The sequence below is a fragment of the Brumimicrobium glaciale genome (assembly GCF_004152935.1).
Classification (GTDB): Bacteria; Bacteroidota; Bacteroidia; order Flavobacteriales_D; family Crocinitomicaceae; genus Brumimicrobium; species Brumimicrobium glaciale.
This window is the reverse complement of record NZ_SETE01000002.1, coordinates 301,061-320,675: the sequence shown is the minus strand read 5'-3', so window position 1 is coordinate 320,675 and position 19,615 is coordinate 301,061. Positions and strand designations below refer to the sequence as shown.

At 33.4% G+C, this 19,615-nt stretch carries 19 protein-coding genes; 9 read left to right on the top strand and 10 right to left on the bottom strand.

Annotated elements, in window-relative coordinates; all coding sequences use genetic code 11:
* Positions 1-98: 98 nt before the first annotated feature.
* From glmM to ERX46_RS05060, 3 genes are read right to left on the bottom strand one after another with little or no spacing between them, the layout of a single operon-like run.
* Positions 99-1,484: a phosphoglucosamine mutase gene (glmM, locus tag ERX46_RS05070; protein WP_130092756.1), complete on the bottom strand. Its 1,386-nt coding sequence runs from the start codon at positions 1,482-1,484 to the stop codon at positions 99-101.
* A gap of 11 nt (positions 1,485-1,495) precedes the next feature.
* A complete protein-coding gene (ribH, locus tag ERX46_RS05065; RefSeq protein ID WP_130092755.1) occupies positions 1,496-1,984 on the bottom strand; it encodes a 6,7-dimethyl-8-ribityllumazine synthase in 489 nt (162 codons plus the stop codon).
* Positions 1,985-1,986: 2 nt separating this feature from the next.
* Complete coding sequence (locus ERX46_RS05060; RefSeq protein ID WP_130092754.1) at positions 1,987-2,628, bottom strand: tetratricopeptide repeat protein; 642 nt, start codon at positions 2,626-2,628, stop codon at positions 1,987-1,989.
* Between the two features lie 176 nt (positions 2,629-2,804).
* On the opposite strand from ERX46_RS05060, the gene recF reads away from it, so the two are divergent.
* From recF to ERX46_RS05040, 4 genes are all read left to right on the top strand, one after another.
* Entirely contained in the window at positions 2,805-3,914 is a 1,110-nt protein-coding gene (gene recF, locus ERX46_RS05055) for a DNA replication/repair protein RecF (RefSeq protein WP_317127177.1), read from the top strand.
* Complete coding sequence (locus tag ERX46_RS05050; protein WP_130092753.1) at positions 3,911-4,213, top strand: DUF721 domain-containing protein; 303 nt, start codon at positions 3,911-3,913, stop codon at positions 4,211-4,213. Before recF ends, ERX46_RS05050 begins: the two co-directional genes overlap by 4 nt.
* 52 nt (positions 4,214-4,265) lie before the next feature.
* Positions 4,266-5,546, top strand: coding sequence for a lipopolysaccharide biosynthesis protein (locus ERX46_RS05045; protein WP_130092752.1), 1,281 nt, complete (start codon positions 4,266-4,268; stop codon positions 5,544-5,546).
* A gap of 686 nt (positions 5,547-6,232) precedes the next feature.
* On the top strand, positions 6,233-7,351 hold the full coding sequence (locus ERX46_RS05040; RefSeq protein ID WP_130092751.1) for an N-acetyl sugar amidotransferase: 1,119 nt from the start codon (positions 6,233-6,235) through the stop codon (positions 7,349-7,351).
* A gap of 82 nt (positions 7,352-7,433) precedes the next feature.
* On the opposite strand, the gene ERX46_RS05035 is transcribed toward ERX46_RS05040, so the two are convergent.
* The 5 genes from ERX46_RS05035 to ERX46_RS05015 form a co-directional block, all read right to left on the bottom strand.
* On the bottom strand, positions 7,434-8,117 hold the full coding sequence (locus ERX46_RS05035; protein WP_130092750.1) for a TrmH family RNA methyltransferase: 684 nt from the start codon (positions 8,115-8,117) through the stop codon (positions 7,434-7,436).
* 71 nt (positions 8,118-8,188) lie between these two features.
* Positions 8,189-8,461, bottom strand: a complete 273-nt coding sequence (locus tag ERX46_RS05030) for an HU family DNA-binding protein (RefSeq protein ID WP_130092749.1) — start codon at positions 8,459-8,461, stop codon at positions 8,189-8,191.
* A gap of 315 nt (positions 8,462-8,776) precedes the next feature.
* A complete protein-coding gene (gene fmt / locus ERX46_RS05025; protein WP_130092748.1) occupies positions 8,777-9,733 on the bottom strand; it encodes a methionyl-tRNA formyltransferase in 957 nt (318 codons plus the stop codon).
* Entirely contained in the window at positions 9,733-11,064 is a 1,332-nt protein-coding gene (locus ERX46_RS05020; RefSeq protein WP_130092747.1) for an MATE family efflux transporter, read from the bottom strand. The genes fmt and ERX46_RS05020 overlap by 1 nt, the downstream gene beginning before the upstream one ends.
* Before the next feature lie 190 nt (positions 11,065-11,254).
* Positions 11,255-13,327 (bottom strand): T9SS type A sorting domain-containing protein, encoded by a 2,073-nt coding sequence (locus ERX46_RS05015; protein WP_130092746.1) that lies wholly within the window; start codon positions 13,325-13,327, stop codon positions 11,255-11,257.
* A gap of 329 nt (positions 13,328-13,656) precedes the next feature.
* Between ERX46_RS05015 and ERX46_RS05010 the strand changes: the two genes are divergently transcribed.
* Positions 13,657-14,178, top strand: a complete 522-nt coding sequence (locus ERX46_RS05010) for a GreA/GreB family elongation factor (protein WP_130092745.1) — start codon at positions 13,657-13,659, stop codon at positions 14,176-14,178.
* 63 nt (positions 14,179-14,241) lie between these two features.
* On the opposite strand, the gene ERX46_RS05005 is transcribed toward ERX46_RS05010, so the two are convergent.
* Positions 14,242-14,829: a pseudouridine synthase gene (locus tag ERX46_RS05005; protein WP_130092744.1), complete on the bottom strand. Its 588-nt coding sequence runs from the start codon at positions 14,827-14,829 to the stop codon at positions 14,242-14,244.
* A 107-nt stretch (positions 14,830-14,936) separates the two neighbouring features.
* Here ERX46_RS05005 and ERX46_RS05000 point away from each other — a divergent pair, with 107 nt between their 5' ends.
* Positions 14,937-15,710: an enoyl-CoA hydratase-related protein gene (locus ERX46_RS05000; protein ID WP_130092743.1), complete on the top strand. Its 774-nt coding sequence runs from the start codon at positions 14,937-14,939 to the stop codon at positions 15,708-15,710.
* 36 nt (positions 15,711-15,746) lie between these two features.
* Positions 15,747-16,910 (top strand): 3-hydroxyacyl-CoA dehydrogenase NAD-binding domain-containing protein, encoded by a 1,164-nt coding sequence (locus ERX46_RS04995; protein ID WP_394345103.1) that lies wholly within the window; start codon positions 15,747-15,749, stop codon positions 16,908-16,910.
* Positions 16,911-17,147: 237 nt separating this feature from the next.
* Here the strand turns inward: ERX46_RS04995 and ERX46_RS17470 are convergent, their stop codons facing one another.
* Positions 17,148-17,288, bottom strand: a complete 141-nt coding sequence (locus ERX46_RS17470) for a hypothetical protein (RefSeq protein ID WP_165366155.1) — start codon at positions 17,286-17,288, stop codon at positions 17,148-17,150.
* Positions 17,289-17,799: 511 nt separating this feature from the next.
* On the opposite strand from ERX46_RS17470, the gene ERX46_RS04990 reads away from it, so the two are divergent.
* Positions 17,800-18,612: an XRE family transcriptional regulator gene (locus ERX46_RS04990; protein WP_130092742.1), complete on the top strand. Its 813-nt coding sequence runs from the start codon at positions 17,800-17,802 to the stop codon at positions 18,610-18,612.
* A 341-nt stretch (positions 18,613-18,953) separates the two neighbouring features.
* Positions 18,954-19,487: a hypothetical protein gene (locus ERX46_RS04985; protein WP_130092741.1), complete on the top strand. Its 534-nt coding sequence runs from the start codon at positions 18,954-18,956 to the stop codon at positions 19,485-19,487.
* Positions 19,488-19,615 lie beyond the last annotated feature (128 nt).

Below are 19,615 nucleotides of genomic sequence, written 5' to 3'. Positions count from 1 at the left end.
TTATTATTTAATTGTGCAAATTAACTAAAAACCAGACTAAGTATTTAAAATAGAATTTTTAAAAATTTCTATTCTTGTAATCTTATGAAAATAAATGATTACAATATACTTTCAATTTCAGCCATAATTTCCTTAGCTAATTGGTCTGCTTTTGATTCGTTCTCGCTTTCAGCATAAATTCTGATGATAGGTTCCGTGTTACTTTTACGTAAGTGTACCCATTCTTTATCAAAATAAATTTTTACTCCGTCAGTTGAATCTACTTCTTGTTTGCTGTATTTCTTAGCCATTTCAACAAGCACCTGATCAACATTTGTTTGAGGAGTTAACTGAATTTTGTTCTTTGAGATCGTATATTTTGGGTAACTGTCTCTTAATTCAGAAGCAGTCATTTTCTTGTTTGCTAAATGCGTTAAGAAAAGTGCAATTCCAACCAATGCGTCACGTCCGTAGTGTAATTCAGGAAGAATAACTCCTCCATTTCCTTCACCACCAATAACTGCATTTACAGCTTTCATTTTTTCAACAACATTTACCTCACCAACAGCTGATGCAAAATATTCGTGACCATGTTTCTCTGTTACATCACGTAAAGCACGTGTTGAAGAGAGATTAGAAACAGTAGAACCGCCTTTGTGTCCTAAAACAAAGTCAGCTACAGCAACTAATGTATATTCTTCTCCGAACATTGTACCATCTTCACAAACCATTGCTAAACGGTCAACATCTGGGTCAACAGTAATTCCTAAATCTGCTTTGTGTTGTAAAATTGCTTCAGAAAGATCCGTTAAATGAGCTGGTAAAGGCTCGGGATTATGAGCGAAAACTCCTGTTGGTTCACAGTGAATTCCAGCTACTTTCTTTACGCCTAAAGCATCTAGAAGTAATGGAACTGCAATTCCTCCAGTTGAGTTAACGGCATCAACAACAATTGAGAAATCAGCTTTCTTAATTGCTTCAATATCTACATAAGGAAGATTTAAAACAGCTTCAATATGCTTTTGAATATAATCGTTATTCTTTGTAAGTTTCCCTAGTTTATCAACGTCAGCAAAAATAAATGCTTCTTTTTCTGCGATTTCTAGTACTTTTTCACCTTCAGCTCCAGATATGAATTCTCCTGCTCCGTTAAGTAATTTCAATGCATTCCATTCCTTAGGATTATGGCTTGCAGTAATTATAATTCCTCCATGAGCTTTCTCCATTGTTACTGCCATTTCAACAGTTGGAGTAGTGGAGAGGCCTAAATCAATAACATTTATTCCTAAACTTCTTAATGATGCAATTACTAAACTGTTTACGATTGGACCAGAAATCCTGGCATCCCTACCGATAACAACAGTTAACTTCTTTGCGTTATTTTCCTGCTGTAACCAAGTTCCGTAAGCAGATGAAAATTTAACAACATCAAGAGGAGAAAGTCCTTCACCGACTTTTCCACCAATTGTTCCTCGAATTCCTGATATAGATTTAATTAAGGTCACGTTATAAGGTTTTAAATAGATTTTTTTAAATGTACCATTTTTATGCAAGCAATGGCAGCTTCAATTCCTTTGTTACCATGCTTTCCGCCAGAACGATCAATTGCTTGTTGCAAATTGTTGTCTGTTAAAACACAAAAGATAGCTGGTTTATTGTATTTCAATCCAACATCTTTTACACCCTGAGCTGTTGCATTGCAAACAAAATCAAAATGCTTTGTTTCACCTTGAATCACGGAACCAATTGCCACCACGCCATCAATGTCTTCTTTTTCAAGTAACCATTGGGAAGCAAGCGGTAATTCAAATGATCCAGGAGCGTAATGCACATGAATATTTTCTTCTTTGACACCATTTTCTAGTAACGCTTCTTTAGCACCTTTAAGTAAGTTAAAAGTGATATTTTCGTTCCATTCAGAAACAACAATGCCGATTTTGAAATCGGCACCGTTTGGTATACTGTCTTTATCGTAATGCGATAAGTTTTTATTTACTGTAGCCACAATTATTCAATTACTGAGTTTTCTGCTCTAGTGATATATTTATCAATTCCTTTTTGACTAGCAAATGAAAGATAATCACTTTTGATAATTTTGTAAAATTCTGTTGCTTTTGAGAAATCTCCCGCTTCTTCAGCATTGATTCCAGCTTTGAAGTAGAACATTGGTGTAGTTACATCATTTGTTTTACGTTCAGCTGCTTTTACGTACATTTTAACTGCGTTCTTATAGTCTCCTAATTCAGAATAACAATCTCCTTGTGTTCCAATAGCCAAAGTCATCAAATATGTATCTTCGATTTTTACACCTTTCAACTCCTTCAATGCTGCTTCGTAGTTTCCTTGCTCGAAATATAAATTTCCAAGCGCGTACTGTGCTACTTCTCCACCTTTGTATCCATCGTATTCAGATGTAAGATATTCAAACTCCTCTGTTGCCAAACGTGTTGAATCGTTCTCTAGATACATTATACCATTTGCAATTTCTGCTTCAGATGCCTTCTCTTTCGGTCCAGAAATGAAGTTCTTATATGCTAGTACAGCAAGTACTATCACTGCAATTACACCTACAACCATTGTAGAGTATTTAAGGATCTTGTTGCCCTTAAATTGTTCGATTATTTCTTCCTTTGTAATGTTTTCACTCATAATTAGCTATTTTAAAGCAAGTGCAAAAATAAGTTTTTTTTTCATCCAAAACGAACTATTTATAAAAAGTCCTGTGTTAGTAACTATTTTTAATTTTTTAAGTGTCATTAAATACTGTAAATACTTTACAATTTCCCTATATTTACCGGGTGAGTAATCATATATTTCTATCAAAATTGAGCTTGATTAATTTTAAAAATTATAAACAAGCCGATGTATCGCTATCGCCCGATATCAATTGTTTCATTGGTCCAAATGGTGCCGGTAAAACGAATATTCTCGATGCTATTTACTATTTAAGTATGTGTAAATCGTACTTGAATCCAATCGACAGTCAAAACATTTTATTTGATGAATCTTTTTTTGTGATTCAAAGTACTTGGAATAAAGATAATGTTCAAGAAACTGTTTATTGTGGTGTAAAGAAAGGTCAAAAGAAGGTTTTTAAGAAAAATAAAGTCACTTATGAGAAGTTAGCTGATCATATTGGACTTTTTCCAGCGGTGATGATTTCTCCTTATGACAGGAACTTGATTTTAGAAGGAAGCGAAGTGAGAAGAAAATGGATGGATGGGATTATAGCCCAATTTGACCGAGATTTTCTTCAAGATTTAATAAAATATGGAAAAGTATTGAGTCAAAGAAATGCGCTTTTAAAAAACATGGGGAGCTATGGATTTTTCGATCAAGAAAGTATCAGTGTTTGGGATGAACAATTGGTTGCCTGCGGAAATAACATTCATAAAGCGAGAAAAAGAGTCGTGGAAGAATTTATTCCAATTTTTCAAAAGTATTATCAGTGGTTATCTGATAACAAGGAAGAGGTCAGTTTAGAATACCGGTCTCAATTATTTGATCATTCATTTGAAGATCTTTTAGAAGGTGCAAAACGCAGCGATCAGAGAAAACAATACACAACCGTTGGAACACATAAAGATGATTTCATTTTTACTATAAAAGGTCACCCAATTAAGAAATTCGGATCGCAAGGTCAACAGAAATCTTATTTAATAGCATTGAGATTGGCGCAATATGAATGGCTTTTATCTCGTTTAAACCGTAAACCTGTTCTTTTATTAGATGATATTTTTGATAAACTAGATAATGGAAGAGTGGAAAGATTGATGCAAATGGTGAGTGATCAAGATTTCGGACAAGTTTTAATTACAGATACCGACAAAGAACGAATTGCTACTATCTTTGAAAATAATCAAATTGAATACAAAGCTTTTCATATTGATGAGAATACAATTGTTGAATCAGAGACAAAAATTGCAGCTATATGAGTGATAAAGAGCGTAATCAAAAAGACCAAGGAATAGATAAAATCATTGATAAAATGATGAAAGCTTGGGGCTTGGAAGGAAAAATGAAGGAAATGGACATCATTAATGCATGGCCAGAAATGATGGGACAAGGAATTGCCAATCGAACTGAAAAAATCTATATCAGAAACAAAGTCCTGCACATAAAATTGAATTCTTCAGTGATGCGTGATGAATTGCATTATGGTAGAACCGTAATTATTCAAAGAGTAAATGAATTTGCTGGTTCTGAAGTGGTCAATGACATTTGGTTTGAATAAAAGAACGATCAACAATACTATCCACTTGTTTTCTGAATTAATAATTCAATAAATGCGCTCCAAAATCAATTTAAAATCTGAGTTGATCAAGTCTGCAATAGTGCTTTCTTCTGGAACTGTGTTGGCTCAAGCGATAAGTTATTTACTTACTCCTTTTATCACAAGACTATATTCTCCTGAAGATTTTGGAGAATTTGGAATCATTATGAGAATAGTGGCTTTCCTCGCTGTGATTGGCGCTGCAAGATATGAACATGCGATTCCTTTACCTAAAAAGAATGAACATGCGTTTCATATTTATCGCTTGTCGCTTAGGATTTTAATGTGGACGGTTGGACTGACATTGTTAGCCGGAGGAATATTTTGGTTATTCAAATCTGAATCAAATAATTTATTGTTTTACATTGTAACTATTAGCGCTATTACTGGCTTTACAGTTTTCATAAGTATTGGTCGACATTGGGCAATTCGAATGAAATGGTTTAAAAATATTTCTATTTCCACCTTAATAGCCTCAGCGACGACAAATACGGCAAAGTTACTCGCTGGAATTGCCGGCTTGGGAGTTATAGGATTGGTAATTTCGACTTTGTTAGGAGTAATTGTTGGGAGTTTGGTTTTTGTTTTTGACGCTTTTGGGATTTATAAAAGGAACAACAAGAAGTCGAAGCTTCGTAGAGCAGTTGTCGCAAGACAATACCGAGAATTCCCTAAAGTGAATCTTCCACATTCTTTAATTGACGCAAGTAGAGAATTAATCATTGCTTTCTTCTTGACTTTATACTTAAGTACTTCTTTATTTGGGTCTTATGACCATTCTTTTCGAATGTTAAAGATTCCATTACTGTTGATTGGTGTAGCTGTGGGACAAGTTTTATACAATAAAATTTCAGCTGATTTCGCTCAGAAAAAAGTCATTTATCCTTTACTAAAGCGCTCGGTAATCCTCTTGACTTTAATAGGGATAATTCCATTTACAGTAATATATATTTGGGGAGCTCCAATATTCGCCTTTGTTTTTGGAGAGGAATGGAGGCTGTCTGGTCAAATAGCAGCAGTTCTTTCGCCTTGGTTAATGGCTAATTTTGTAGCGTCATCAATTTCTATGGTTCCAGCAATAATTGGAAAATTAAAATGGTTCTTTTGGATTGGAATTGTAACGACAATAATGCAATTGTCCTTCTTTGCAATGTTTCCCGAGTTAATGGAAATTTTAAGAATAACCGAAATTGGAGTGTTTGAGATTATTTCTTGGATTATGTTTGTACTGTTTTGGGGAAGTACGATTTGGTTGTTAAGGATCGTGAAGGGCTTGGACCATAGTAATGGATGATTTTCAATGTTAGCGTAAAATATGTTTTTTTACGCGTGGAGTATTGAAAAGTTTTTTTTACCCTTATTTTGGATGTCGGAGTAAAATGTGTTGATGATTTCCTTCAAATGATTTAAAGTATTGCAATTATAATAGTTTTGCATATGAAGTCGTCAAAACCATTGTATTTTGTATAAACTATCATCAAATAGATACAAAATCTAAATATAATTTGTTCAAAAACAGTTGATTGAAGCCTTACTTGTGAGCGTAAATATTTACGTTCATAAATTTAAGATGTCAAATTTGGTATTCTTGAAATCATAAATATCGCCTCAGCATCGAGTTATTTTAGTTACCTATTAATACTCCAATATCCGACAAACTCCCATCTTTTTCTAAGGTAAACTGAAAAATTAATCTTTCGTGGACAATATTTTATAGGGCCTTCTCCTAGTAGTTGGTGTATTTTGCAATGTGCTTTTTTTTAGGTTCACCAGAATATCGATCCTATATTTCCGGATATTGTGCTCATCTCGGTTGTTACAAAAGAACAAATTTTAATGGTGAAGAACAGAAACTACCAAGCCTAAACTTTCATTTAATATATTTTAATCTTTTGTTAAAATTATAAAAGTATGAAAATAATAGACCGCAATATCTTAAAAATTAAACCGTTGTATTCTTAGACTGAAAATGTACAAATCATGAGTAATTATAAAGTTTGTAAGAACTGTGTTATGGATACATCTGATTCAGATATTTCCTTCGATTCAGAAGGAATATGTAATCATTGTAATCAATATAATTTTTTACGCAATGTTGAATACAAGAATTGGAACAAAGAATTTCAATCCATTATTGACCGAATCAAGAAAAGAGGTAAATCACATCCCTACGATTGTATTGTGGGTTGTAGTGGTGGAACTGATAGTTCTTATATGTTGCATAAACTTAAAGACTGTGGACTTAGAGTTCTAGCAGTGCATTACAATAGTGGATGGAATAGCGAAGAGGCAAATCATAATGTCAAATCTATGACAGATATTATTGGGGTAGATCTGTATGAGTTTACGGTTAATTTTGAAGAATTCAGAGCACTTCAAATAGCTTATTTAAAAGCTGGAGTAATAGATCTTGACATACCTATAGATCATGCTTTATATGGATCACTTTACCAGGTAGCGAGAGATAAGAATGTGCCATTTATATTAACGGGGCATAATTTCGAAACAGAATGTGTAATGCCGAACAGTTGGATTACGGACAAGCTTGATAGTAGAAACATAATGGATATTTATAAACAATATGGAGATGGTACTTCTTTAAAATCCTACCCAATGCTAACTTTATGGAAAAAATTTCTCAATTATAATATTAGAAAAATTGAGATGATTTTTATTCTCAATTACCTAGATTACGATAAAGAAAAAGCTTCCGAAGAAATGAAATCTATTTATGGTTGGGAGCGTGTTCGAGTGAAACATGGGGAATCTATTTGGACTCGATTTTATCAATGTCATATTCTTCCAACAAGATTTGGGATTGATAAGAGAAGAGCTCATTTTTCTAATTTGATTCTTTCTGGTGTAATGACCAGAGATGAAGTTTTGTTGGAGTTAGAAAAACCTATATACAAAGACAAACTAGAAGAGGATAAGAAAATTATATTTGACAAGTATCGTTTTAATAAGGTAGAATTTGATCAATGGATGACTCAACCAATACGTAAACATTCTGATTTTAAGGATGAAAAATCACTGAAAAAGTGGTATTCAAATCTCAGGAATTTTATACCTGGACTTAATATATCTACGAGACATTAGTAAAGAGTCCAAAGAAAAATATGTTTAGTTGCCTAAGTATATCAAACTTTTTACCTATAAAATCTAACCCTAAAATCACAGACTAACCATTCTCCAGCGCAATTCTTCTCATAAAATCTTTTACAACATTCTCTGGATTTTTGATAATGTTCTTACACCATTCAATCTTTAAAGCGGTTTGTTCTTCTTTTGAAATTTTCCAGTTTAAGTTTTCTTGATTTTCTAATCGTGTGCGCACCGTATTTATCGTTAATGCAGCAGAAACGGAGATGTTAAAGCTCTCCGTAAATCCAACCATTGGGATTTTTACATAATAGTCAGATAAATCGAGTGCTTTTTCTGAAAGTCCAGTTTGTTCTGTTCCAAAAAGAAATGCGATTGGTTCGTCAATCGGAACATCATTTATGGTATAAGCGTCGGTGTGTGGAGTAGTGGAGGCAATTTTGTAACCTTTGTCTTTCAATGTTTGAATACAAGTCGTGGTCGGATAAAGTATATCTGTATAATGATAGTGATTTACCCATTGTCCAGCGCCAAGTGCAATATCCTTATTTACATTAAATTTATTGTCTTTTTCAATAATGTGTAAATCTTGAATTCCAAAACAATCACAGCTGCGCATTACCGCACTTGCATTGTGTTCTTGGTATAAATTTTCAACTGCCACTGTTACATGTCGGGTTCTTTCAGCAGCAATTCTTTCAAATTTTTCAATTTTAGCAGGAGTAATAATAGAATACAACGCTTCTAGCAACTTTTCATTCATATAATTAAAGTTTTAAACAAAAAAAAGGGAGCTTTTCGGGCTCCCTGCAATTTTTTTAAAAGAATTGCTTTCTAGTTAACAGAGCTTGCTAACTCAGAACCAGCTTTAAACTTAACAACTTTTTTAGCTGCAATTTGAATTTCTTTTCCTGTTTGAGGATTTCTTCCAGTTCTAGCTGCACGCTCAGAAATAGAGAAAGAACCAAAACCGATTAAAGAAAGGCGATCACCTTCTTTTAATGCACCTGTAGTTGCGTTAATAAATGCGTCTAAAGCTTTTTTTGAATCTGCTTTTGACAATCCAGCTTCTGAAGCCATTGCTTCGATCAATTCTGCTTTGTTCATAGTTATGGTTTTTTTTTGTTAAAAATTATACTCTAGCAAATATAGCGGAATATCCACTACTCACAAGCGTTTGAGTGAAAAAAAATCACAATATGTTGAAAAAATCATCAAAATAAGGGTAAACAATTGCTCTTCTCCTTTGTTTTCGGGCGATCTGATCAATTAATGTTTATTTTCAATGAAATGTTAAAAAACTATTTCTCTAACTAAAGTTTAGTTTTAATCGACTAAAACACCTTCTAAATAGGCTAATTACACCATTCGAAAACAAAAAAAACATCAATTCGAATGTAATATAATCAAGAATAGGATCGCTTAATTTACAATTTCCCAATCCTCAATTGGAAATCCAGCTAAAAATGAAACTGCAGCTAACCTTTTCTTTCCTTCTAATTGTACTTCACTTAAAGTTAATGCGCCAAATGAAGTTTCTAAGATTAAACTTTTATTATCATTTACTAAAACCGTTTCTGAATACTTTTCAGTATCGCGTACTTCGGAGTGAAATAATTTCAAGGTCTTTTCATCTTTACTTTCCTTATGTTGAAGTTTAATCCAAGCTGTAGGATATGGTGACATTCCTCTAATAAAATTATGAATTGCTTCAATAGGTTGATTCAAATCCAATAAACAATCCTGCTTTGAAATTTTTGGAGCTGCTTTTAAATCACTTTCTGGTTGTGGTTTTGCTTGCGCATTCCCTAAACGAATTAATTCAACTGTGTTTGCAACTGTTTGTGCTCCTAAAACCATCATACGGTCATGCAGTTCACCAGCTGTTTCATTTTTACCTATCGATATTTTATCGCTCATCAAGATTTGACCTGTGTCTATTTTTTCATCTATATAAAAAGTAGTCACTCCTGTTTCTGTTTCTCCATTTATCACAGCCCAGTTTATAGGGGCCGCTCCTCTATATTGTGGCAATAAAGATCCGTGTAAATTAAATGTACCCATTGTTGGAATTTCCCAAACAACTTTCGGCAGCATTCTGAAAGCAACAACAATAAATAAATCAGCTTTGTAGGACTGTAATTCTTGAATAAAATCTTCGTCCTTTAATTGAGTAGGCTGTAAAACAGTTAAATCATGTTTAATAGCACAATCTTTCACGGCGCTTCCTTGCAATTTACGTCCACGTCCAGCTGGTCTGTCCGGTGCAGTAACTACCGCTTTTATATTGTATGATTCTGAAATCAATTTTTCTAAAATCGTAACCGCAAATTCTGGGGTTCCCATAAATACGATATTCAAATCCTTCTTTTCTTTCATTAATATTCTTTTTTACGCCAGTTAAATATAGATAAATACAATAGTGACAATGCCCCAAGAGAGATGAAGTAGAGATATTCAACAGTCCATATTGCTGCGATACTCCAGTTCCATACTTTAATAGTGAAATAAGCATAGGCAATATAAACAATCATTCCGAAAATTTCAATTGCCAAACTGACCCTTGTATTTCCAGATCCATTAATCGTTTGAAAGTAAGGCGTGGAAAGTCCAAATATCAATATTGAACCAAAAACCATCCTTAATATATAAGCACTGTCTTCTAAATATGCTTCTTCCGGATTAATTATGGAAATTAATTGTTCTGGATAGAGCAGTGCGCCATGGAAAATTGCCAATAGAAATAACATCGTTAAGAACTGAATCCGCTTCACAACTTTTGGAATGATGGTTTTGTCCTTGGCATCCATATATTGTGCTACATAAGTTTTTGTGGTGGCTCCAAATCCAAATATGGGAACAAATGCCAAAAAATAAATGGCCCGGATGTTTTGTGAGACAGTTAAATCATAAGTACTCATTTGTTCTATCCAAGTAAAGAAAACTGTCCAAGTTGCTAAAGCGAAAAAACCTTGAATTACCAATGGCATTCCTACGTTAAATAAGCGACGCAGACTTTTCAGTGTAACCTGGAATTTGGAGAAAATTCCGTAAGTTATGCGTTCTTTCGAAGAAAATAGAAGTACCAACAGTACCAAAGCAGTTAATCCTTCTGAAATCACAGAAGCCAGTGCAGCCCCTTTAACACCCATGGGTTCGATATCCCAAAACCCGAAGATGAGTAAATAATCTAAAATGATATTTGAAGTAGCAAAAAATGCTGTACTGACCATGATTACCCATGTTTTTCCAGTCGCCATAAAGAAGCTATTCAGGGCCAACATTAAAACGCCCATGAAAAATCCGTAGGACCGAATAGAAAGGAAGTTAATTTGTTCTTGCGCTAATTCTTTGTTTCTAGAATATCCCATGAGCATATCTCCTACATGATTTTGAATCAAATAAAAGAATACAATTGCAAATAAAAAAATCACAAAAAGGGCAGATTGAAAAGTGGCATTTAAAGCTTTATTTTCACCTTGACCAATTCGTCGCGCCATGATAATTTGAGCTGCATCACCTAATCCAGTTAATCCCATGAATAATGTCACGTAAATTAATCCTGCATTTCCACTCGCATCAAAACTTAAAGTACTGAATCGACTAAGAAAAGCGGCATCAGTAATCATAACGATTGACTGAATAAACGTTCCCAGCATTAAAGGTAAAGCGACTTTTAAGATTTGTTTATATGAAATAGAAAGCTGCATATCAAATTTTCAATAAGCCGCAAAAATAATCATTCGATTGCTTGAAAGCATAGATTAATTGAAAACAATAGTAGATTGAGATCTTTTTATGAAATTGGTTTCATTCTAATCCCAATTCCTATAAATTCAAAATTCCTTGCTCCTAACTCTCTACTCAAAACTTTCTACTCACTACTGAAGACTGTTTCACTTACTGTTTAACAATTTTCTCTTTTTGAAGAACCTCTTCATTTGAAATAAGGAGGACAGTATAAATACCGTTTGCTAGTGGACTCATTGAAAAAACATATTCATTAAGTCCTTTTTTTGCTGGTAATGTTTCTAATTTCTTCACCAATTTCCCACCAGTATCATAAATCTCAATATAAACGATTTGTGCTTGATCTATTTCAAATTGAATAGCCACTTGATCAGATGTTGGATTTGGATAAACATTACCTGACGAAATATTATTTGGAGGAATAACATATTTAAGTGTGTCAAAACAACCTCTTGAATCTCTAACTACGCATTGAACGGTGTCGTTTGTACAACCACCTTTGAATTTATTGTCAGTGGAATAATTTTGGTTATTCCAAGAGTATTCAAAAGGTGCAACTCCTCCAATGGATGAAGCTTCTATCACGACATTGCAAAAACTGTAGTCTATGACTTTTAATTGCAATCTTATTCTTGTGGTATCTGGACTGAATAGTTGAGCCATAAAACCTGAATTGCCACTATTTGATAAGGCTAGAAATCCAAAAGAATAAATCTCTCCAGTATTGTACTTTCGCTGCAGTCCATAATAATCGCCCCATCTTTCGTAGCCTCCACTCAATCGATTTACATAATTGCTTCCAGCTTTTATTTTGAGAACTGGTGAATATTGACGTTCATTATTACAATAAATGGTTGAATTACCAGGGTAATCAGTAAATGAGCTATGATTAAATCCAATAATTACTTCTCGATCACAAGTCTCATTTCCAGACCATGCAATATTTGGATATCCATAATCTCTTTCAGAATCTCCAATTATACGTCCTGAAACAATTGGAGAATTGTAAACACTGGATATTAAGCCATGATAAACACCGCAATAGCCTGTAGAAGGATCAATGGTATTACTTACAAATTGTATCTCATCATCTATTAGAATTCCGCCAAGTACACGTCCATCATTGGTTTGAAGACCACTGGTCGCATCAGATGTATCCGTATCAATCTGTCTTGCATTTGGTGGGACACCGTAAGAAACATCAGAAGTTAAGGGTGAAATGAGTAATGATCCATTATCGATTTCTAAAAAGAAAATAGTATCGTTTTGAATATCAAAGTTCCTGTTAGAAAGTAAAAACTGTTTATCCGAATTTCCTTTTGCTCCAGTTATCAAGTGCAGATTACGAAGATAATTTCCATCATAAGTGATGTTGTCATAAAGCGTGGCTTGCATTGTGGTGTCTCCAGAGTACGCCTTAAATTTATCCATTTCCCAAATGATAGAACCATCAAATCCAGTTTGCCAAGGCTCATTAGGAACAATTAAATTTCCAGTGAAGTATACTTTGTCATTCGTTATTGAAATAGTAGGGAAATCAGTCCACCTATTGCTGTTAAGCGGGTTTCCAGGTAAATTGTAAATAAACCATGGATCACGTGGATCATTTGTGGAGCTGAAACACATGATAACTTCGCTTTTCAATGGATCATTGTCTTTGAGAAAAGCAAGGACAAATCTATCTTCTTCAGAATCGTAGGCGAGCTTTGGATCGTAATAATTACTAGAAGGAATTCCAGCAACAAAACTTTTTAATGAAATCATTTGATCTTCGAATAATGTAGTGTCCGAAGTCATGTCATAAGCCCAAACAGTACTGTTCATCGATAACATAAGGATTCCATCATTTGAAATAGCTAAGGTATTGTCACTTGGTATTCCTCCAGGAATTGGTTTTTTTGAACCATTGTACCATCGACTAGGAATAAACGAATCACCAACAACTGGCTGGGCAACTGATTTAAGATAAGTAGATTGAAAACCTTTTTTTTGTGTGCTAAAATATTCTTTACTCAACTTTTTCTGTCTCAATAAATGAGATTTTGTTGAGTTTCCATCTGGCAAGGGCATTTCTAAATTATTGACCACTTCTAAATATGGACTTTGTTTCTGAAAATCAGTGATAGTTTTTGACTTGTTAATCGAAAAGTTAGTTTTTCTGAAATCCTGTCCCACCATATAATGAGAGAGTATAATGAAACATAAGAATGTAGTGATGCGCATGTTAATTCAAATTTATACTCTAAAAATACATAAATACATTTTATAAAAAAAGCTATATTAAACTATCTGTCAATATTAAAGCACATTTAATTATTTTCAAACGCTCTTTTCATAAATTTTTTATTTGAAAAATAACAGCGATAGTTTGAGGTGTATAAGCAGAAGTAGAAGACAATTAGAGCAACTTTTACATTACAAATTAAAGTGAGGTTTAATTGCTTTTTTTTATTTCAATTTGTGAAAACTTATGATTATGAATTCCTTAGAATTATAAACAGAAGTTTAAAATCCGTATATTCAGATTTCACTCAAAATAAAACAGAGTCAAAATGAGCAGAGGATTTGTTAGAGAAGGAGATCAAGAAGAAGCACCAGTTATTCCACCTAGAGCTGCTTTACCGAATAATGTAACAAATTACGTTACACAAGAAGGCTTCGAAGCACTGAAGTCTGAAAAAATTGAACTTTTGCATGAATTGTCGAATTTTGAAAAGACTGATGAAAGAGAAAAAAGAAGGAAATCTGCCGAAATTGACGGAAAACTAAATTTACTGAATGAACGCATAAATTCTGCAAGAATTCTAGATGCTAAAGATCAAAATTTAGATGAAGTAAGATTTGGTGCAACGGTAACTTATAAAATTGATTCATCAAAAACTCCAGTTACTTTAAAAATCGTAGGAGTGGATGAAGCAAATATTCGAGAAAAGAAAATAGCCTTTATTGCCCCAATTGCCAAAGCCATGATTGGAAAAAAAGTAGGAGAAATAGCACGACTTTCTTTAGGAGGTGAGGAGCGAGAAGTTGTGATTTTAGAGATTGTTTATGGAGCTAAAAGTAAGCCGCAGTAGTGCAGCTGTAGCTGTGCTTAGCATTTAATATTGCTATAATTATACAACTGCCACAGTATTCAATTATAACCGCCAACCCGCAATAACATCATTCGGATCGATTTCCACCACATCACCGGGTTTCATTTCTCCCAAATCAAATTCACCAATCGAAAATCTTACTAATCGTAAGGTTGGAAATCCAACAGCGGCTGTCATTTTTCTTACTTGCCTATTTTTACCCTCCCTTAAGGTCAAAGCAATCCAACTTGTCGGAATTTCTTTTCTCACGCGAATTGGAACACTTCTTTCTGGTAAATTTGGTGTTTCTATTTTCTCACATTCCGCTTTAGCAACTCGGTGTTGTTTTCCATTGTGTTTGATGGAAATCGTTCCTGCTGCTAATTCCTTGCAAGCTTCTGGAGTTATTTCGTGATCCACTTGAACGTAATATGTTTTAGGGGATTTATTCATTGGATCTAAAACACGATTTTTAAATTCATTGTCATTGGTCAAAAGCAATAAGCCTTCGCTTGTCTTATCCAAACGTCCAATAGGATAAACATCGATTGGAAATTTATGTAAATCACCCAACAAACTAGCATTTTCATCTCCTGTGAATTGTGATAACATATCATAAGGTTTGAAAACTGCGAAATACTTTTTTACCATGTCTAATTGAATTAATCTTCAAAAATGAAGAGAATAAATTGAAAAATCAATTACTAAGTTCCATTTATGGTCGATTCTTTTATATTTTTAGCAAAAAAGAAATAAAAATGGTTCTACAATTCACAAAAGAAAATGGCGTTGCAACGTTAAAGTTTAACCGCCCAGATAAATACAATAGTTTCAATCAAGAAATGGCATTCGCTGTTCAAAAAGCACTAGATGACTGTAAAGACGATGATTCGGTTCGTGTAATTGTTCTCACAGGAGAAGGAAAAGCATTTTGTGCTGGTCAAGATTTGGCAGAAGCAACAGATCCGAATGGACCGCCTTTGAAAAACATCGTTGGAGAACATTACAATCCAATCGTTATGCGTTTGCGTGAAATTGAAAAACCAATTATCGCAGCCGTGAATGGTGTAGCAGCAGGAGCAGGGGCAAACCTTGCTTTAGCTTGTGATATTGTGGTAGCGAAAAAATCGGCAGCGTTTATTCAAGCTTTCGCAGCCATTGGATTAATTCCAGATTCCGGAGGAACATTCTTTTTGCCAAGATTAGTTGGAGCGCAAAAGGCATTGGCTTTAATGATGACAGGAGATAAAGTTTTGGCCGAAGAAGCAGAAGCGATGAACATGATTTATAAAGCAATCGCAGATGAAGATTTTGATGCTTATATTGAGAAAATGGCTTCCAAAATGGCGAAAATGCCAACAAGAGGTTATGGTTTGACCAAGAAAGCGGTAAATGCTTCATTTAATAATTCTTTGAAAGAACAATTAGATGTTGAAGAGAAATTGCAAGCTGAAGCGGGTTCAACAGAAGATTTTAAAGAAGGAACACAAGCGTTTTTAGAAAAACGTAAACCAGAATTTAAAGGAAGATAAAATACTGTTTAAACGATATTTAAAGAATTTAAAATAATGAGTAAAATTAAAGTTGGTGTATTAGGTGCTGGAACGATGGGGGCAGGAATTGCTCAAGTTGCTGCTCAATCTGGACACAGGGTTGTTTTAGTTGATGTCAATAAAGACGCAATAGAATCTGCCAAAGAAAAGCTAAGAAAAATCATTGAACGTTTGATTGAGAAAGGAAAATGGACAGATGAATATGGAAATGGCGTTTATGGTAGAATCAAGTTTTCTACTGAAATGCAGGATTTCGAAGGTTCAGGAATGATTATCGAAGCAATTGTAGAAAATATTGAAGTAAAACACGCTGTTTTCTCAAAATTAGAATCAATAGTTGATGAAAAGTGCATTTTAGCATCAAACACTTCTTCACTTTCAATTGCTGCAATTGGATCTATTTTAAAGAATCCAAGTCGTGTAATTGGAATTCATTTTTTCAATCCAGCACCGTTAATGCCATTGGTTGAAATTATTCCAGCGGTTCAAACAAGTGAATCTGTAACAAAAGAAGCAAGATCAATCATTGATTCCTGGGAGAAAGTTACTGTTTTGGCGAAAGACACACCTGGTTTTATTGTGAATAGAGTTGCACGTCCATTTTACGGAGAAGCATTGCGCATTTACGAAGAAGGAATAGCTGACTTTGCGACAATTGATTGGGCAATGACAGCACTTGGAGGATTTAGAATGGGACCATTTACGCTAATGGATTACATTGGGAACGACATCAATTATACGGTTACAGAATCTGTTTTTAAAGCGTTTTATTACGATCCAAGATATAAGCCTTCGTTTACTCAAAAACGACATTCAGAAGCTGGTTATTTAGGAAGGAAATCGGGGAGAGGTTATTTCGATTACAGTGAAAATGCTGTTGCATTATCCCCAAAGAAAGATGAAGTTTTAGGAAAACAAATTTTAAATCGAATTTTAGTGATGTTAATTAATGAAGCAGCAGATGCTTTATTCTTGAATGTTGCTACAAAAGAAGACATCGATTTAGCAATGACCAAAGGCGTAAATTATCCAAAAGGATTATTGAAATGGGCTGACGAATTAGGTATAGACAATGTCTTGAATGAATTAAATAAACTTTTCGAAGAGTATGGAGAAGATCGTTACAGACCTAGTCCAATGTTGAAAAGAATGGTCAGAGAAGACAGAAAGTTCTTTTGATATTATTACATTATTTATTAAAACGCCGCTTTGGTTATGGTCGAAGTGGCGTTTTTTTTGTGGGTTTGAGGTTTTGAATGAATTGACTTTTAATCAATAATTTATAATTCAGACTTTTGAATAATTCAACATTGAGATTTCAAAGTTTTTATCACTAATACATTTGAATAGCGTCTATGAATACGCATATTATTTCCGCTTCTACCTCTATTCAAAACTCACCACTCAAAACTCAATTTAAAGCTCCCTCAACTTATACATCATCTCTCGAACTTTGTCTCTCATCAATGCCACATGAGCATAATTCTGAATTTTAATAGCTTCAATTTTTTCCTTCTCTAGCGCTACAATTTGATTTTCAATTTCCTTTTTACTCATGGCTTTAGTTTTTAGTTAATTCTCTTCAAATAGAAGTGTTCTTAGTTAATTATCATCAAATATAGAAGTGCAGAACGTAAAAATTTTACGTTGTGTTTAGGTTTTAATCCACTTTCAATATTTTTACGAATATATGTAAATATGATTAATATATCGACATTATTGTGATTAAAATATTGTTTTTATATATTTGCAATAAAACAAATGAGATGTATAGCTGATTTAAAGACCCATATTTACAGCTACTTATGGGTTTTTTTGATATCAATTTGTTATTTATACAAAATCTCACATTAAAATTTAATTGATTGGTATTTCTGAACAACTGCTTTTGGCGTTAGGGTTTTACGGTATAAAAAACTGGATGTATTCATTCTTTGGATAAGCTGCAAAATAGTATAAGGTTTGTCTAAATTAATGATGCTCATCAATATTATTTTCTAATAAAACTCTATTTGATTAAAATATTTTCGTATATTTGATTAATATATAAACAATTAAACGGCGAAACATGCAAATTTACTTATCATCAAACTTAAAATTATTGAGAAAGAACCGTAAGAAATCTCAAGAAGATGTTGCTCAAGAACTTGGTTTGACCCGATCTTCGTATTCCGGTTATGAAAATGGAGTAGCTGAACCTGGAATTGAAAATTTGGTGAAGATGAGTAAGTTTTACCGAATTCCATTGGACGATTTGCTAAAGAAAAATATGGTAGACTTGACCGAAAGTGATTGGGAAGCTATTGAAAAAGGAGTTTATGCTGATGTTAAAGGAAGAAAATTGCGTGTTTTAACAGCGATGGTTTCAGAAACGAATGATGACGTCATCGAAATGATTCCACAAAAAGCCAGTGCTGGATACACTTTAGGATATGCAGATCCAGATTATATTAAAGTTCTGCCAACATTCCAATTGCCTTTTCTGAAGAAAGATAAAAAATACCGTTCATTTCCAATCTCTGGTGACAGTATGCCGCCTGTTTCCCCAGGTTCTTATGTTGTTGCAGAATACATTCAAAATTGGGAATCAATAAAAAACAATCATCCCTATATTATCATAACAAAAGAAGATGGGATAGTTTTTAAAATTGTCAACAAAGTTCCAGGCAGAGAGCATTTTATTCAATTGTCTTCAACTAATCCAATGTACGAACCTTATATGTTGGATATCAACGAGGTGATTGAGATATGGAAATTCGTTAACTACATTTCTCATGATTTACCTGAGGTGACTATCTCAGAAAATGATTTATTGAAGTCTGTAAAATCAATCCAAAATCAGGTGAATGAAATGAAATCACTTATGCAGAAGAATTTTTAAATGATGATTCCAAATCCTTAATAAAGTGAAAGGTGGTGGAATCCTAGTTGAAACATGATCTGTTATATCAATTGAACTATTTTGAATTTTAAAACCTAAAGCTTTGTTGTTAATACATTTTTTAAGGAAGAAGATTGTTTTAGAATTTCATAATAGTTGTACTTTGATGTATAACGGTGCTCTGCAATTTATATAGATCGAATTTTCTGGATCTTCGTTTACCGCATCTCATCCACTTCCTTAATTTTTCAATTTCTTTTTCTCTATTCTTTATTTCACTGATGATAAATAAGCTTTACTAACCTTAACTGCGACGGACTCCAAACAAGAGCTAAACCTTTGTGGTAAAGAAAAAAAAGTTAACGCCACTCCAAAATCTAATAATTACCTCATTTCCTTCAAATACTGATTTTAATCATTTTATTTTACCACCAAAATCATTCTTCTACACTGATATTTTGATGAGTTTTGCCAAAGTGGAAGCAAACTTATTATATATACAAGAAGACGAGCTCAAACCAGAGTTTCAAAAACGATTGTGTTTTTTTAGTAGAACAACTGATCCTTTGTTTATTGTTATTCAATTGAAGGTTTCACCAATAGGTTCAGAACCGATGATTAATGACCTAAAAGAAATAAGAAAGGATAAAGCAATTAAGAAAGTTGACAATTGGATAAAAATCTGTTTTGCTAAACATCAAAAATTATTTGTAACGGTAATAGACGGACTTCCTAAGCCATCCAATCCATATCTAGATTTTTCTGGTATCAATAAGCTTACAGTTTATCGTTCTAGAATAAATGGAGATCAAATTATTCCTTTAATTAAAGGATATTTTGCTTCTGAAGATTTGAACTTACAGTTTTTTACATAACTGTAGATTATTTCCCGATTGTGTGAATTATTTTCTACAATAATTTCGATTCATGCATTCCCAATCTTTAATTTGTGTTAATTTTGAACTAAGCAAGTGTTGCATTGTTTCTTATTCAAAGCATTAAT